Annotated in this window: 12 protein-coding genes; 10 read left to right on the top strand and 2 right to left on the bottom strand. The window is 53.8% G+C overall.

The window, feature by feature from the left end; all coding sequences use genetic code 11:
- Nucleotides 1-72: 72 nt before the first annotated feature.
- Entirely contained in the window at nucleotides 73-1,743 is a 1,671-nt protein-coding gene (locus N7326_RS05370) for an L-lactate permease (protein ID WP_259078012.1), read from the bottom strand.
- Between the two features lie 561 nt (nucleotides 1,744-2,304).
- Here N7326_RS05370 and argS point away from each other — a divergent pair.
- The 4 genes from argS to thrB all read left to right on the top strand — a co-directional run bounded on the left by argS (nucleotide 2,305) and on the right by thrB (nucleotide 7,760).
- Nucleotides 2,305-3,957, top strand: a complete 1,653-nt coding sequence (gene argS, locus N7326_RS05375) for an arginine--tRNA ligase (protein ID WP_263088284.1) — start codon at nucleotides 2,305-2,307, stop codon at nucleotides 3,955-3,957.
- Nucleotides 3,958-4,036: 79 nt separating this feature from the next.
- A complete protein-coding gene (gene lysA / locus N7326_RS05380; protein ID WP_259078008.1) occupies nucleotides 4,037-5,386 on the top strand; it encodes a diaminopimelate decarboxylase in 1,350 nt (449 codons plus the stop codon).
- A 112-nt stretch (nucleotides 5,387-5,498) separates the two neighbouring features.
- A complete protein-coding gene (locus N7326_RS05385; protein WP_259078006.1) occupies nucleotides 5,499-6,845 on the top strand; it encodes a homoserine dehydrogenase in 1,347 nt (448 codons plus the stop codon).
- On the top strand, nucleotides 6,846-7,760 hold the full coding sequence (gene thrB / locus N7326_RS05390) for a homoserine kinase (RefSeq protein ID WP_259289456.1): 915 nt from the start codon (nucleotides 6,846-6,848) through the stop codon (nucleotides 7,758-7,760). It begins immediately after the preceding gene.
- On the opposite strand, the gene N7326_RS05395 is transcribed toward thrB, so the two are convergent.
- Nucleotides 7,757-9,484, bottom strand: coding sequence for a long-chain fatty-acid--CoA ligase (locus N7326_RS05395; RefSeq protein ID WP_259289457.1), 1,728 nt, complete (start codon nucleotides 9,482-9,484; stop codon nucleotides 7,757-7,759). The genes thrB and N7326_RS05395 overlap by 4 nt on opposite strands.
- A gap of 426 nt (nucleotides 9,485-9,910) precedes the next feature.
- On the opposite strand from N7326_RS05395, the gene rho reads away from it, so the two are divergent.
- Genes rho through N7326_RS05425 form a run of 6 tightly spaced genes read left to right on the top strand, consistent with a single transcriptional unit; the run spans nucleotide 9,911 to nucleotide 16,027 of the window.
- A complete protein-coding gene (gene rho / locus N7326_RS05400; protein ID WP_263088285.1) occupies nucleotides 9,911-11,770 on the top strand; it encodes a transcription termination factor Rho in 1,860 nt (619 codons plus the stop codon).
- A gap of 3 nt (nucleotides 11,771-11,773) precedes the next feature.
- Nucleotides 11,774-12,847: a peptide chain release factor 1 gene (gene prfA / locus N7326_RS05405; protein WP_259077999.1), complete on the top strand. Its 1,074-nt coding sequence runs from the start codon at nucleotides 11,774-11,776 to the stop codon at nucleotides 12,845-12,847.
- A 5-nt stretch (nucleotides 12,848-12,852) separates the two neighbouring features.
- On the top strand, nucleotides 12,853-13,689 hold the full coding sequence (prmC, locus tag N7326_RS05410; RefSeq protein ID WP_263088286.1) for a peptide chain release factor N(5)-glutamine methyltransferase: 837 nt from the start codon (nucleotides 12,853-12,855) through the stop codon (nucleotides 13,687-13,689).
- A 44-nt stretch (nucleotides 13,690-13,733) separates the two neighbouring features.
- Complete coding sequence (locus N7326_RS05415) at nucleotides 13,734-14,384, top strand: L-threonylcarbamoyladenylate synthase (RefSeq protein ID WP_259289460.1); 651 nt, start codon at nucleotides 13,734-13,736, stop codon at nucleotides 14,382-14,384.
- Nucleotides 14,385-15,599, top strand: a complete 1,215-nt coding sequence (locus tag N7326_RS05420) for an MraY family glycosyltransferase (RefSeq protein WP_259077995.1) — start codon at nucleotides 14,385-14,387, stop codon at nucleotides 15,597-15,599. It begins immediately after the preceding gene.
- A complete protein-coding gene (locus tag N7326_RS05425; RefSeq protein ID WP_259077994.1) occupies nucleotides 15,596-16,027 on the top strand; it encodes a hypothetical protein in 432 nt (143 codons plus the stop codon). Before N7326_RS05420 ends, N7326_RS05425 begins: the two co-directional genes overlap by 4 nt.
- The last annotated feature ends 1,357 nt before the right edge of the window (nucleotides 16,028-17,384 follow it).

Raw genomic sequence — 17,384 nt, forward strand, 5'->3', positions numbered from 1 at the left:
GGGTGTGGAGACCTTGCGAGATCATGCGAGATCTAGCGGGCTAAACCCTTATTCCGTAGAGGCGGAAAGCCACTACGGCACGATGGGGGCCATGAAGCTAAGAACGTTAGTTTGGAGGAAGACCAAGGAGCATACAACAAAAAGCATACCCAGGGACCACCAGACAACGGCTTTGAAAATTTCAGACTCGCGACCTTCCATTTTCACCGCTGTAGCGGCAATTGCCAAGGACTGAGGTGAAACCATCTTGCCCACTACGCCGCCCGAGGTGTTGGCAGCGAGCATAAGGTCGGGATTAATGCCAGCAGTATTAGCAGCGGTCACCTGCATCTTAGAGAAGAGTGCATTAGCCGAGGTATCTGAACCCGTTACGGCGGTTCCCACCCAACCTAGAGACGGAGCCAAGAAAGCATATGCGCCGCCGAGCGATGCGACGAACTGGCCGATAGCCACCGTTTGACCAGAGTAATTCATTACATAAGCTAGCCCAAGAACCAAGGTGATGGTCAGGGCGGACCAGCGCATACGATAAGCAGTTGAAGTGAATTCGTTGACCACTTCTCCGGCTGTTAGCTTATAACGGCCGTTCTCCGTGAAGATTGCGTAGATAACTGCCACGATGAGACCCGAGATGAGCAGGAGGGAACCGGGGTTGTGAATGAGCAACAAGGTATAGCTGGAATTCACTGGATCGCCATCAGCGGTGACAAGGCGATCAGCCAGAAGTGGCCAATCGAAGGAGATCTTTGGAGCCTTGAGGAGGTCAGGAATGGTACTACCCAAGTTGGCAACACCGAAGACGACTGTCACCACGGCATATGGCAATAAAGCCATCCACACGCGCATTGGAGGTAGCTCCTCGGAGGTTGCGGCCGGAGGGAGCTCCATGCGCTTACGCATCTCGTCCACGCCCCGGGGATCCCAGAAACGAAGGAAGACAAAGGCGGCACCAAGCGAAACGATACAAGCTACCACATCGGTGAGCTGGTAGGCGAAGAAATTCGAGGTAGCCCACTGGGCAATGGCGAAAGCGAAACCAATAACAAACGCTGGTACCCACGCCTCCTTGAGTCCCTTGAATCCGTCCAAAATGATGAGCAAGATAGCCGGCACAAAAACCGCGATGAGTGGGGCCTGGTGACCCACAATAGCCGCAATATTCTCGGTTTGTTCGAGGGTGCGACCGCCCACAGCGCCCGCCGTGGTGATGGGGATGGCCACGGCGCCGAAGGCCACGGGAGCGGTATTAGCCAAGAGGACCACGGTGGCAGCCTTGAGCGGTTTAATACCGAGAGCCAAAATCATGGTGGCCGTGATGGCCACTGGTGCACCAAAGCCCGCCAGGGCTTCGAGCAAGCCGCCGAAGCAGAAGGCGATAAGAATAGCCTGGATGCGGACATCGCCGTCGCCTAGCTTATCGAAGGTGCGGCGGAGATCCTCAAATCGGCCCGATGCCACCGTGATCTGGTAAAACCAAATAGCCATCACGATAACCCAGACAATGGGTAATAGCCCGAAGAGCGCACCGCGCAGGGTGGCGCTTAGTGCGAGGTCGATGGGCATATTAAAGCCTAAGACTGCCACCACGATAGCCGTGAGGGTAGCCACGGCAGCGGAAACATGGGCGCTTGTTTTTACACCGATGAGCATGACGAAGAATGCGAGTAAGGGTAGGGTGCCCACTAAGGCTGATAGGCCGAGGCTACCGCCAACTGCATCGGTCACAGCGGTAAATTGGTTCACTGCAACTCCTTTGACTGGATAGTATTGTCAATATTTTTATGAAGAGTTGCGCCCTAGTTATATCCCGAGGCGCAACCATAACGCCCACCGCGATCATAAACCCCTCAGGCGAGCGTCAAGGTTGCATGGTGGACTGGATTTATGGTCTTCTCGTGCAGATAGGGAGAGAGCAGCATGACCTTTCAATCGGTGAAGCCTGAAGCTGCGCTGCCGAAGAAAGATGATGACACCCCTACCTATGTGCTCCGCTAACAGCTTAACCCCCCGCAGTGTCTGATGTGGGCCTCGTGGGGGTTTTTCGGCCTGTTGAAAATCGTCGAAAATTACCCCCGTTTCCTTGAAAACCAGCAGTTAAACCTGTTGAGAGTCGTTTTGGCTAAGAATTCAAGGGGGTAGCGGGGTGGCGGTGGGCGTCTTGAATAAGAGGTGGAGAGAAATCGGGGGACCCATCTATGCAGCCAAGGGGAACACAACCCAGTAATCGAAGCGCTCGCTGACATGTCTTTTTTCAACAGCATGTGATGTGACTGCCGAAAAGTAGATACGCTAAACTCACTGCCTATGACACCTGCAGAACTCTCACAACTCATCACCTCCACGGCGTACCAAGTACTCTCCGAGAAACAGCTCGATACTTCGGTATTGCCTGAAACTGTTGTCGTGGAACGCCCTCGCAATCCTGAGCATGGTGATTACGCCACCAATATTGCCTTGCAGGTAGCCAAAAAAGTCGGAATGAACCCGCGCGAATTGGGTCACCTACTTGCGCAAGCCCTCAACGTCATCGACGGCATCGAATCCTGCGAAATCGCTGGACCTGGCTTTATCAATATCACATTGCAAGCTGCAGCCCAGGGGGCGATTATCGCGCAGATCCTTAAGCTGGGAGCCCAGTATGGGGCCGGCGATGTCCTCGCTGGCAAAAAGATTAACTTGGAGTTCGTATCGGCTAACCCTACTGGTCCCATCCACTTAGGCGGAACTCGGTGGGCTGCCGTCGGTGATTCGCTGGGGCGAATAATGAGCTTTAGCGGGGCTGATGTGACTCGCGAATACTATTTCAATGATCACGGGCGACAGATCGACCGATTTGTCAATTCCCTGCTCGCTGCAGCCAAGGGCGAGCCTACGCCAGAGAATGGCTATGGGGGAGAATATATAACCGAGATTGCAGCAGAAATTACCTCCGCTCACCCAGATGCACTCAATCAAGACGATGAGGTAATGCGCGAAATTTTCCGCAGCCACGGAGTTGATATGATGTTTAGTCATATTAAATCCTCACTTCGTGAATTTGGCACCACCTTCGATATATTCTTCCACGAGAATTCGCTTTTCGAGTCCGGCGCGGTTGACCAAGCTATTGCAGCCTTAAAAGAAAACGGCAACCTGTACGAAAAGGATGGCGCATGGTGGCTGCGTTCCACTGACTATGGCGACGACAAAGATCGCGTTGTTATCAAATCGGACGGAGACGCAGCCTATATTGCCGGCGATATCGCCTATGTCAGGGATAAATTTGAACGCGGCCATGACATTGCCATCTATATGTTGGGCGCCGATCACCACGGTTATATCTCGAGACTCAGGGCCGCTGCCGCCGCTCTAGGCTACGCTCCTGAGCGGGTAGAAGTTCTCATTGGTCAGATGGTGAATCTCGTGCGCGACGGCAACGCGGTAAGAATGTCCAAGCGTGCCGGTACCGTGATTACTCTCGACGATCTTGTAGCCGCTATAGGTATCGATGGTGCCCGCTATGCGATGATCCGCTCATCAGTGGATTCAACCCTCGACATTGATCTTGAGATATGGCAGTCTCAATCCTCTGATAATCCCGTTTATTATGTGCAATACGGTCACGCCCGCCTGTGCTCATTGAGCCGTAAGGCCGCAGAGCTCGGCATTGAAGCCATAAACCCAGACTTCTCGTTACTCAAGCACGAGCGGGAGGGAGAACTCATCCGCACGCTCGGAGAGTTCCCTGCTGTGGTGCAGGCCGCCTGTGAATTGCGAGAACCGCACCGTATTGCGCGCTATAGCGAAGTTTTGGCAGGTACTTTCCACCGTTTCTACGATAACTGTCAGATTCTGCCAAAAGTAGGGGAGGAAGCTGCTGACATCCACACCGCGCGCCTCGCTCTAGCAATGGCCAGCCAACAGGTCTTAGCCAATGCCTTGAACCTTCTCGGCGTTCGTGCGCCAGAGCGGATGTAGAAGCAGTGCCACTTTCAAGCCCACGGGGTGTCCTGCCTCGTGGGCTCCTTTTAATATTTGACCGGAAGATGATGAACGCGTGAATTTTAATGATCTCCCCGCCCATATATGGCCCCGCAATGCGTGCCGATCAGCCGATGGTGGTGTCACGATCGCGGGTGTGCCACTTGCAGCGATTGCCGCTGAATTTGGAACCCCCACCTTCGTTGTTGATGAAGACGACTTCCGCTCGAGGTGCCGCGATATGGCCAAGGCATTCGGGGGCGGAGAACACGTGCACTATGCAGCCAAAGCATTTCTTACTACCCGTATCGCCCAATGGGTGGCAAGCGAAGGTCTCGCCCTCGACATCGCTTCGCACGGAGAATTGCAGGTTGCTCTGCGCGCCGGTTTTCCGCCCGCACTTATCGCAGCCCATGGTAATAACAAAGACGCTGCTTTTCTTGGTGATATTGTCGCCAACGACATCGGTCATGTGATAGTAGATTCCCATCAGGAAATTGAAGAACTGCAGGACATAGCTGCGTCCTTGGACAAGGTTCAAGATGTTATGGTGCGGGTTAAACCAGGTATCGATGCTCATACACACGAGTTCATTGCCACTGCCCACGAGGACCAGAAATTTGGATTCTCGCTTTACTCAGGCTCTGCGTACCGTGCTGCTCGCAGAATTGTTGAATTAGAAAACTTAAATCTCGTCGGTCTTCACTGCCACGTCGGCTCTCAGGTTTTTGATGCTGAAGGCTTCTCGCTTGCTGCTGAGCGGGTGCTTAAACTGTATGGAAGGATTTTAAAGGAGCTGTCTGTGGGTCGAGATTTCTCAATTCTCGACCTTGGTGGGGGCTACGGTATTGCTTATACGGAATCCGAAACTGCCCTCGATGTTGACGCAGTAGCTAAAGATCTGTTGCGTCGCGTCGCTGATTACGCCCACCGCGAAGACGTACCCATGCCTTTTGTGATGGTAGAACCAGGACGGGCAATTGCCGGCCCATCTACAGTGACCCTCTATACGGTGGGCACAGTAAAAGATGTGAGCTTGGATGGGGGATATTCGCGCCGCTATATCTCGGTGGATGGGGGGATGAGCGATAATATCCGCCCGGCACTCTATGAGGCTATCTACGATATACGCAAGGTGGACGGCTTCAGTTCAGCGCCGACAGTGGATGCTCGAGTGGTGGGTTCGCACTGCGAATCCGGGGATATCGTGGTCAACCATGCGCAGATTCCTACCGATATTGCTCGGGGAGATTTGGTCGCCACTGCTGCTACGGGCGCCTACTGTTATTCGATGAGCAGTCGATACAATATGCTCATGCGCCCGGCAATTGTTTCGGTCAAAGATGGCCAAGCGCAATTAATGGTGCGTCGCGAGACCATCGAGGATTTCCTCAACCTTGAAGAGAACGACAACACTTCCGCATGAAGAATTCATGGTGTGCGGTCTATGGTTTAGAATTTGGCAATAGGTTTAAAGAGGTAGCGAGAGATTTCGCGACTTAAATGCCATAACTTTTTATTTGATAACGGGAGTTACTATGAGCGAAACCCATCCGGCAAGCAATTTCAGGCATGGTAAGGGAGAGAATTCACCCGTGGGTGTGGCCATCTTGGGCAATGGAACCGTGGGTTCACAGGTACTTCGGCTCATGGTTGAAAATGCTGAAGAATTTGCCCACCGGGCAGGCGGCCCCCTCGAGGTTCGCGGTGTTGCAGTGGCCAACAAAGAGAAGCACACCTCGAGTCTTGCCGCCGAACTGGGTGTTCTTACCGACGATGCCGCCTCCCTGATTGAGCGTGACGACGTCGATCTCGTTGTCGAAGTTATCGGCGGTATCGAATATCCACGTGAGTTAGTCCTTAAAGCCCTACGTGCCGGTAAGTCCGTGGTCACGGCCAATAAAGCACTGGTGGCCGCTCATTCAGCAGAGCTATCCGAGGCTGCGGATTCCGCGGGGGTGGATCTTTATTTTGAGGCGGCAGTTGCCGCTGCTATCCCAGTGGTTGGTCCACTCCGGCGTTCCCTTGCAGGTGATCAGATCGAATCAGTGGCCGGAATCGTCAATGGGACTACCAACTTCATATTGGATGCGATGGATTCCGCCGGTGCCGAATATGAGGATGTGCTCGCCGAAGCCATGCGCTTGGGCTATGCAGAAGCAGATCCCACCGCCGATGTTGAGGGATACGATGCTGCATCCAAGGCCGCCATTCTTGCATCTCTAGCCTTCCACACGAGAGTGACAGCGTCGGATGTATACTGCGAGGGCATCTCAGCGATTACTTCGGATGATATCAAGGCCGCTCGAGCAGCTGGTTATACCATTAAACTACTGGCTATTTGCGAGCGCTTGACCAACGATAGAGGTCAACGCTCTGTTTCCGCTCGTGTTCACCCTACCTTAATTCCACGGGATCACCCTTTGGCTAGCGTGAGTAAGAGCTTTAATGCGATCTTCGTTGAAGCGGAAGCTGCTGGTCGCCTAATGTTTTACGGAAATGGTGCTGGTGGTAACCCCACCGCCTCCGCGGTTCTAGGCGATATTGTGGGCGCCGCGCGTAATAAAGTATTCGGTGGCCGAGCTCCTGGTGAATCCACGTATGCTGATTTGCCGATCGCTGACTTTGGAGATGTCCCAACCAGGTACCACATCGATATGAAGGTTATTGATAGGGTGGGTGTGCTGGCTGAGATCACACAGATCTGCGCTGACCAGGGTATATCCTTGCGCACGGTGCGCCAAGAAGATCACCACGGTGAAGCTCGCCTCATCCTCGTTACCCATACCGCCAAAGAACGGTCGCTAGCCTCGATGGTTTCAGCCCTCGAAGAATCCGATACCTGTCTATCGGTAAACTCCGTACTACGTTTTGCAGGAGAGTAAATGAGCCACCAACTTCAACCTGGTCGTCATATTACCTGCTCGGTGCCTGCATCAACGGCCAACTTGGGCGCAGGTTTCGATTCTCTTGGTCTCGCGCTTGGACTTTACGACACGGTAGAGGTTATAACGACCGATGCGGGACTAGATATTGAGGTTCATGGCGAGGGGGCTGGGGAAGTTCCCCGCGATAGCTCCCACCTCGTTTACCGTGCCCTTGAGGCTGGACTGTCGGCAGCTGGGATAACGGTTGCGGGTTTGAAAATCATCTGCCACAATAGGATCCCGCATTCTAGAGGCCTTGGTTCCTCGGCCGCAGCCGCGGTTGCGGGAGTGGCTTTAGCTCAAGCATTAACTGGTGATGCACTCGATTCTGCTACCCTTTTACAATTAGCCTCTGAATTTGAAGGTCACCCCGATAACGCCGCAGCTTCTCTTTTCGGTGGCGCCATTATTTCATGGTCAACTGCTGGTGAAAGTAAGCGCTACCAGGCGGTCACCACTCCGGTTCATCCCGACCTCAAGGCTACGGCTTTTGTACCAAGTTTCCACGCCTCCACACATGAGGTGCGTAAAGTCTTACCCGCAAGCATTTCTCACCTAGACGCCCGCTTTAATATTTCGCGTGCAGCTTTAATGGTCGCCGCCTTAAACGAGCATCCCGAGCACCTGCAGAGCGCCACAGAAGACGTGCTGCATCAACCTTATCGTGCCGCGGTCTTAGAGCAGACTGCCTCATGGATTGAGCGGTTGCGGGACAAGGGCTATGCAGCTTACCTTTCCGGTGCTGGCCCCACCTGTATGGTGTTAGGAACCACCTGGGTCGACCAGTCGCTCATCGATGAAGCTGTAGCCGCGGGATTACAAGTTCTCACTCTAGAAATTGCTGGTGGAGTGAGCACCAAGGTCATAGCTTAACGAACTCGGGAGCTGCCCGGTCCGGGTAGTTTAATGATGTCGAGATCGCCGCGGGCCGCGGTAGCTCTGAGTTCGATCTTGTCGAATTTTCCTACTGAGGTTTTAGCAATATTTTCGACAAAGGCCCAGTACTCAGGAAGCATCCACGAAGGGAACGTTTCGCGTAGGTGATCGCGTAATTTATCTGCGGTCTCAAAGGTAGCATCGACATCTGCAACCAATTTGGTAATTGCTAGCGGACGCTCACCCCAGGTGCGGTCGTGGTTTCCAATAACGGCGCACTCAACAACTTCAGGTGCGGACATGATTTCATTTTCCAAGAGGCTGGAGTAAATCCATTCTCCTCCGGAACGGATGACATCTCGGGCGCGGTCGTTAAGAATGAGGAAACCATCAGCAGTAACCGTGCCGACATCACCTGTGCGAAGCCACCCATCTTCAGTGAACTGTTGCGCATAATTATCGGCTTTAGAGGGGTCTGACGGGTGATCGCTGACTGCTGAGCCTTCGTTCGAGGAGTGATAATAAGAACCGGTAATCCACGTACCCCTAACCTGAATCTCACCATCGTGGCGCTCCGTGCTATTGACCACCCGGCCATCGTTGACCACACGATAGTCAACGGCGGCGGGGAAACGACCTTGGGTGATCCGGTAGGAACGTTCGGCATCGGGTGATAGTCCAGTAGGCGGACGGGCCACCGTGGTGACACCAGAGGTTTCGGTCATGCCCCAGATTTGAACGAGATCAATGCCGAAGTTATTGCGCCATAAATCCATCAGCGCCGGTGGAACGGGGGAACCACCAGAAAAAATCTCCCGCAGCGAAATATTATTTGGTGGGTGCGCCAGATAGTACATCACGACCTGAATCCAGATGGACGGAACTCCATTTGCAGCCTGCGGAGAGGTGGTTTCTATGAGCTCTGCTAGGGATCGTGGTGTTAAATCAGCCCCTGGAAATACTAGGGGTGCCCCAGACATGACTGCGGCGATGGGCACGCACCACGAAAGTGTGTGATAAATCGGGACGCAGCACAGAAAGGTTCGTCCATGCGAAATTCCCAAGGAGTCGGAGGTGCGCAAACTGATCGCTTTCAAATACAAAGAGCGCTGGGAATACACTACGCCCTTCGGCTCGCCAGTAGTGCCAGTGGAATAACAGAGTGCTGCTGCAGCATTTTCCGGCAGTAGGGGCCACGGATAGGTCGAACGCCGCCCGTCGAGGAGGGCCTCATAAGAAAAGGTGGTAATGCCTGAAGGTATATAGCGTGAAGCCGCCTGCGGATTGGTGCGACCGATGAAAATCACTGCCCGAACGCTCGGGCACCCCGTCGATAGGACCTCACCCAATTGTTTTGCCAGGCGCTGATCGGCGATAATAACCTGATCTTCCGCAAGATTGATGATATGTGCAATCTGCGCATTCAGTAGCTGCTTGTTCAGAGGATTAAATACTGCCCCCATACAGGTCACAGCAAAAAGGGTCTCCAGGTGCTCAGTGCAATTAAACATGAAGGTGCCCACCCGATGGGAGGGTTTGATTTCCACCTCATCGGCGAGGGCATGCGCGAGCGCGGCCGCTCGCGCAGCCAGTTCACGGTAGGTGCTTGTAAATTCCTCCCCAGATTCCCACGTTTTAATGAGCGTAGGCCCGAATGCGCGCGCACCGTAATCCAGAATGCGAGAAATATTAAGAGGGACTTCCTGCATGGTAGAAAGCATGAGTATAAGCGTAGCAATCAGTTCGCTAGGACCGTAAGCGAACTCGCCACCTTATTAGCTGAATGCCGTGAGGGGAGAAGAGAGTTCTCATACGGCCATTTTTCATATTCGCGCAGATTGAGCTAGACTGACGAACGAACATACCAATCTTTGCCTCCCCCGCGTCCGCACTATTTGCACCAGAGGTTGTGCGCGTTGAATTTCGCTCAAACGGGAGAAGCCTGCAAATTCTGTGACTAAAGATTGCTCAGTTTGTTCATCCACATACATAGTAGGTCTTGCTCCGCATTTCATGGTCTTCCATTGAAGGGCGTCGCTGTCACGATGCCTTGCCGCATCGGCATTCAGCGCCCCAATGGCCATCGATGGCTGATACACCCCAACCTCACAGCTAGCAACGAGCACAGTGAAACTGAAAGGACATCTGTGACTACAACAGATCAAGGCGCACCGCGAAATCTCGCAGCTCTGCGCCTACCTGAGCTGCGGAAAATGGCAGCCGATCTCGGTCTTAAAGGAATTTCCGCCCTGCGTAAGGGCGATTTAATAGCCGCCATCAACAACGCCGACCACGCTCCAGCCCGGGCTGAATCTACCCCCAGTGACAATCGCCCAGTTGCCGACAATCAAGAGACTGACACTACCGACAAGCGCCCACGTCGTCGGCGGGTGACTAAGCACAGTTCGGCCGACTCCGCTTCGGCCGAGGGCGACGAGAGCTCGCAGCCTAAGCAGCGTACTCAGCGGCGCCATCAGGACGGCGAAGAGGGCGATAATCAGCACGAGGATACAGAATCCAAAGATGCGGGCTCAGAGGATGAGCGTGATGGTGATAACCGCTACGAATCCCGCTCGGCTGCACGGCGCGCGCGGCGGAACCGCTCCCGCCGCGACGAGAGGGGTCGAGGACGACATAGTCACGATGGTGCCGATGAGTCGGCTCCGCAGAACGACAACTCAGAACAGACCGATTCCGCATCCGATGACGATTCTCAGGACAATCGCTCCCATCGGGGAGATCGTCGGGGGGAGCGTCGTGGCCGCCGAGGGCGACGTGGACGGGACGGCCGTGACAACCGCGACAATCAGGACGAGCGCGAAGCCAAAGAAGAAAATATTCAGGAAGCTGCAGGAATTCTCGATATTGTCGATTCCAATATCGCCTTTGTACGAACCTCGAGCTATCATGCAGGGCCAGCGGACGTCTACGTTAATAACCAGATGATCCGCCGCTTAGGGCTGCGATCCGGTGACTATATTGTCGGTGGTGTCCGTGTGGGCGGGAATAACGACAATCGCGGTAACTATGGGCGCGGTCGCAATCGCCAGAAATATAACCCTCTCGTTCGCGTTGATTCCGTCAACGGCATGACGGTAGAAGAGGCTAAAGCCCGCCCCGCCTTCAACTCGCTGACTCCACTGTATCCAAACCAGCGCTTGCGTTTGGAGACCGAGCAAAATATTCTCACAACCCGCGTTATTGACTTGATCATGCCTATTGGTAAGGGGCAGCGAGCCCTTATCGTATCGCCCCCGAAGGCCGGTAAGACCACGGTTATGCAGAATATTGCCAATGCCATCGCCACAAATAACCCTGAGTGCTATCTCATGGTGGTGCTTGTAGACGAACGGCCTGAAGAAGTCACCGATATGCAGCGTAGCGTAAAAGGCGAGGTCATTTCCTCGACATTCGACCGTCCGCCATCAGAGCACACCGCGGTGGCCGAATTAGCCATTGAGCGAGCCAAGCGTCTAGTGGAGCAGGGTCAAGACGTGGTGGTTCTACTCGACTCTATTACGAGGTTGGGCCGCGCCTACAACAACTCCTCACCGGCTTCTGGTCGTATTCTCTCCGGTGGTGTGGACTCCAACGCTCTATATCCGCCGAAGCGCTTCCTCGGAGCGGCTCGTAATATCGAAAATGGCGGCTCGTTAACGATCATCGCTACGGCCATGGTGGAAACCGGTTCCGCGGGTGACAACGTGATCTTTGAGGAATTCAAGGGCACCGGCAACGCCGAACTGAAGCTGGATCGCAAAATTGCAGAGCGTCGCGTATTCCCAGCAGTGGATGTTAATCCTTCTGGTACACGTAAGGATGAGTTGCTTCTCGCTCCTGAAGAAGCCCGCCTGATGCACAAGCTGCGCCGAATCCTTTCGGCATTGGATAATCAGCAGGCTATTGATCTATTGATCAAGCAGCTGAAAAAGACGAAGAGTAATCGCGAGTTCATGATGCAGATCGCTTCCTCGTCAATTATGTCTGCTGATAACGAACAGGAGTAACTGGTGGCAACACACGTTTCAGCCGTTGACGATATCGTCTCGGAGTATCAGGGCATCGAGGCACAGATGTCTGATCCCGAGACCATGAATGATCAGGCTTTATTTAGGAAACTCTCGAAGCGCTATTCAGAGTTGCAGCCAATCATGAATGTCAATCGGAAACTGGTTCAGGCTCGCGAAGATCATGAAGCCGCAGCATCAATGGCGCACGAGGATGCCGAATTCAAGGCTGAAGCCGAAGAATTAGAGGGCACAATCGTGCAATTGGAGGAGCAGCTGGCCGATCTCCTGGCTCCGCGCGACCCCCATGACTCTGAGGATATTGTTATGGAGGTTAAAGCCGGAGCTGGCGGCGAAGAAGCTGCACTCTTTGCAGGAGAGCTGGTGCGGATGTACCAGCGCTTTGCCGAGAAGCACGGTTTCATTACCGAAGTACTCGATCTCTCAGAGTCTGATCTTGGCGGTGTCAAGGATATAACCTTGTCAATTCGTTCGAAGCAGCCCTCCCGAGACGGAGCGTGGAGCATTTTCAAGTTCGAGGGTGGCGTCCACCGCGTACAGCGTGTGCCTGTCACCGAATCTCAGGGGCGGATTCAAACCTCAGCCGCTGGAGTACTGGTCTACCCTGAGCCTGATGAGATCGCGGAAGTGGAGATCGACGATAAAGATCTGCGAGTCGATGTGTACCGCTCGTCTGGTAAAGGTGGCCAGGGTGTGAACACCACCGATTCAGCGGTGCGTATCACCCACCTGCCTACGGGCATTGTCGTCACCTGCCAGAAAGAGCGCTCCCAGATCCAAAACAAGGCTCGCGCAATGCAGGTGCTCGCTGCACGACTGCAGGCGCTTGCTGAAGAGGCAGCAGATGCCGAGGCTGCTGAAGGGCGCGCCGCACAGATTCGCACTCTCGACCGCTCGGAGCGAGTGCGAACCTACAACTGGCCCGAGAACCGAATCTCCGATCACCGCATAGGCTACAAGTCGAATAACCTCGACTCAGTTCTCAATGGTGATCTCGATGATCTCTTCTCGGCACTGCGAGACGCCGAACGCGCGGCGCGTCTCGAAGCGGAGTAAGTCACGTGCGTGACCTTCTCACGCAAGCTGAAGCCACCCTTGCTCAAGCGGGGGTGGCTTCGCCTGCCTATGACGCCCGAGCGCTGGCCTCACATATTCTTAAATGTCAGCCTTTAGATCTGGGTTTTCTCAGCTCTGTTCCCGAGGATTTTGCCCAGGATTTTTCACTGCTAGTCGCGAGGCGCGCTCTCAGGGAGCCGCTGCAATATATAATTGGCACCGCAGCCTTCGGGTCGCTCGACTTAGCCGTCGGACCAGGAGTTTTTATACCCCGACCTGAAACCGAAGCCATGGCTCAGTGGGCTGTGGAGCATGCTCAAGAAATGCTGAAGGAGCGGAAGGCGCCAAGAATTGCCGATCTTTGTACCGGTTCCGGAGCCATTGCTGGTTATATAGCGACTTCGCTGGGACGCCACGCTCAGGTCTTCGCTGTGGAAATCTCTGCAGCAGCCTTAGCCTATACCAAAAAGAACCTGGCTCCTTTTGACAACGTAGAGATTATTGCTGGTGACGCCTGCGATCCGCGAATAGTACCGAAAGATCTCGATATGATCCTTACTAACCCACCCTATGTACCAGAAACGCCCACACTGGAACCGGAAGTTTACGCCGATCCGCCCCAAGCCGTATTCGCAGGCGAGTCGGGTATGGAGATCATAAATAAACTTGTCACTACTATTGTCTCGAACTTAAGACCTGGTGGATTGATTGCAATTGAACACGACGACACCACGCAAGATGAAGTTATCACTCTGCTAGCCACGCATGGCTTTGAGAATATATGCGGGCATCTGGATGCTGCGGCTAAGCCGCGATTCGTAACGGCAAAGAGTAAGCTGTAACACTTGAGAGACGATCTATAGCCAAAAAGAATAAAGAGGCGATCATGAGCAGAATTTACCAGTGCAGTTCAGCCGATAACCGGGCATTAGGGATCAAAGCCGCCCTCAGTGCAGTCGAGTCGGGGCAACTAGTGGTGCTTCCTACCGATACGCTTTACGGCCTCGGCTGTAACGCCTTTGATATTCGGGCGGTTGAACGCCTGCTCACTACCAAAGATCGCGGACCAAATATGCCCGTACCCGTTCTTGTTGGTAGTTGGGAGACCGCTCGCGGACTCGTCCACTCGTATGATGATCGTTTGCGTACTCTCATCGAAGCTTTCTGGCCTGGCGCGTTGAGTATTGTTATACCGCAAGCTCCGTCGCTGAGGTGGAATCTCGGGGATACGAGGGGCACAGTCATGTTGAGGATGCCCCTTCATCCAGTAGCAATCGAGCTTTTACGAGCAACCGGTCCCATGGCCGTGTCGTCAGCGAATATCTCTGGTCAACCACCTGCAACTACGGTCGCTCAGGCTAAAGAACAGTTGGGCGATAAGGTTGCGGTGTATCTCGACGGGGGAGAGTGTGCCGCTAAGGTTGCCTCATCGATTCTCGATCTCTCAGGTACCCACCCTAAATTACTGCGCGAAGGCGCCCTGAGTGCTGACAGAATCGCAGAGGTTCTCGATGTTGATCCTGAGAGCATCAGGTAGATGGGGGCGGGAGTTGCCGGCGTCCCGATGCGCGAACTAGGGCTCGTGCTTCTAGTTGCCGCTTCTTTGACATATCTCACCACAGGGATCGTACGAATGGCCATGGTCAAGGCCGGACGCATGGGGGAGATCCGCGAGCGCGACGTGCACTTAGTTCCTAAGCCGAGACTTGGCGGCGCCGCTATGTTCACAGGATTTGTTTGTGCCGTCCTACTAGCGGCTCAATTGCCAGCTCTCACGAGGGGTTTTCAGCCACTGACCCCAGAGATGGACGCTGTTTTGGCCGGCGGTTTCATAGTAGTCTTGGTGGGAATTTGCGACGATCTCTGGGAACTCGACGCTCTTACGAAACTCGTTGGCCAGCTGGTGGCCGCGATCATCATGGTCTTCTTGGGACTTACCTGGACACTTATATGGTTGCCGCTCGATGGCGGGAGTACGTTCATTTTGGACCCCATCGCCTCGACGTTCGTGACGGTCCTATTCACCGTTACCCTCATCAATGCGATTAACTTCATCGACGGCCTTGATGGCTTAGCTGCTGGCGTGGGCCTCATCGGAGGGGGAGCGATCCTTCTCTACTCGCTGACCGTCCTCCATGATCAGGGCGGAATGGTCTCCGCCTATCCTCCGGCTATTATTGCGGCAGCGCTCGTAGGTATCTGTGCAGGCTTTTTGCCCCATAATTTTGAGCCCGCCCGAATATTCATGGGTGACTCCGGTGCCATGCTGATCGGTTTGTTACTAGCGGCAGCCTCAACCTCCGCATCAGGAAAAACTAGCCTCAGCCTCTACGGGGTCGTAGATATTATTGCTCTTTTATCGCCGCTCATGGTGGTCATTGCGGTGATTCTCATACCTGTGGGCGATCTCATTGTGGTGGTTATCCAACGGTTGTTACGCGGGCAATCACCTTTTTCAGCGGATCAGCTCCATATCCACCACAGGTTATTATCCATCGGACATACCCATCGCAGGGCGGTACTGATCATCTATGCCTGGGTATCCTTGGCGGCTTTTGGAGCCGTGGCGTTTTCCATCGTACCGTCGCAGGCCGCTAGCATCGCTACTGTCGTGTCCTTTATTGTTGTGGTGGCCCTAACGGCACGCCCTATTTATGAAGGAAGAAGAGAACGCCAACCTGAACTTAAGATTCTTATAGACTCTCACCCTCAAGCTCCTCCAGCGATCAACGAAAGTTTTAAAAACCCGTGAAAACACGCTCGCCCTACGATGACCATAAAAGGCCCCTCAATCGAGCCCTCTATTTTGGTCTGCATGCCCTCGTCATTGTCACGATCGTCCTGCTTATGGTGTGGGGAGCGGTCAGCGGACTCCCCGGATTGTGGGGAGTCTTGGTGGGATCGGGTATCGGTGGTGCCTTTATGCTGCTCACGGTGATAAATGTGCTCATTACCGCATCCTCGTCACCGAGTACTACTGGGGTGGTGATATTGGGTGGATGGCTGGTCAAACTTATCGTGGCCGGTATCGTTCTCTACTCCGTTCGAGACGCCGAATTTTACGATCCGGTTGCGCTTTTCAGTTCCGTGGTGGCTGTGTGCATTGTCGTGATTGGCGCCGAGGTCTATGGGATTATGACCACCAACGTCACCTACATAACTCCGCAGGACACTCCCTAGCCACTACAGACACAACGCTCTCCCCAGCGGTTATCTCGATAGATCAATCGGATTCCTCGATGTCGCCGAGCTACAAGCAACGAGACCCTACACAACGTCTCGAGCTCAAAGGGCAAGCTCTTCTCCTCGCTCTATAGCGTTTCTTCCGCGACTGCCGCTGTGGATAACAATCCAATGCGCGTCCCATCGAGTCAGCTCAACGGAACCGAGGAGCACCTCGTCCACGGTACGCGATCGTGAGTTTTCTTAGTAAGGTCATCGATCGGGATTAGCGGGCGTGACCAAAAATGATACCCCAAGTTATCGCATTACCCGCGGCGATTGTGTGAGAAGAATTGGATACAGGTTTTCTGTGTCTGTGACAACTCCGCCGTCGATCCGGATAACCACGAAACTTCGACAAAAGTAGGCGGGGTCTCCCTACCGAATGAGCTCAGCTCATCGGTTGTTTTTTTCTCGCTCATGGGTCAAAGAGGCAAGCGCCCGTTTCTCATTTGCACTGCGGTTTCTAGGAATAATAACGCTGGATGAACCTCGGAAACTCTAAGGTTAGCTAAGCGGATATAGCCAGATCGCTGGCGAGCGCACATTGGGTGCAAGCTTCGAGCTTGGCAGTGGGCGTCTCGCTCCCTGCTAGTTGTGCCTTCTCATCCACCCTGCTTCAGGCTTGCTTCATATGCCGGCACCAGTGCACACTCGAGCACCCTTGGTACGAAACCAGTGACGTTGGTCGCGGGCTGTGTTTTTGTGGTGTGCGAGCTCAGAATAATATTTTCCTCGTGCCGATGTCGGATCACCCGCGGTAATTTTTATTTCGGACCCCTCGAAGAGTCGAATAGCAACGCCTGGATCGCCGCTACTTATATTGAGAACTGGAGGGAAAATCTAACCAATATGGATCGGTTGAGATTATCTATTAATTGTCTCTTTAGTCGGTATGGAGCATTAAGAGCGGTGGGTGGGTCTCTCGCTAAGATATCAGGCTGCGGGGTTAAGAGAGATATAAGGCTGAGGTGGTCATCAGTGATATCGAGTTGGTAGACCCGCGGCTATGGACCATGTGCACGACCTAGCGGTTGTGCACTAGATTTCGAGTGCGCACGGTCATGTGGAGTAGTCGTGCTCTACTCGAGTGGAGTGGGAATTTAAGCAGAATCCAACGAGTATGGATGTGAGTAAAATTACCCCCGTAACTGAGTGTGAGCGACGTTATGGGTCGCTTATTAGCGCAGCTTAACTAGCACTCTAGCTCTTCGGGTTGGCGGGGCTAGAATTTCGCTGAGCCGAGTGGGAAGAAAAGTATGGTTTGGGCTGCTAGTCTTACACGTGGGCTTATATCTCGGCGAGTGCCTGCGCG

Origin of the sequence: Corynebacterium sp. ES2794-CONJ1 (genome assembly GCF_025660615.1) — a bacterium.
GTDB lineage: Bacteria > Actinomycetota > Actinomycetes > Mycobacteriales > Mycobacteriaceae > Corynebacterium.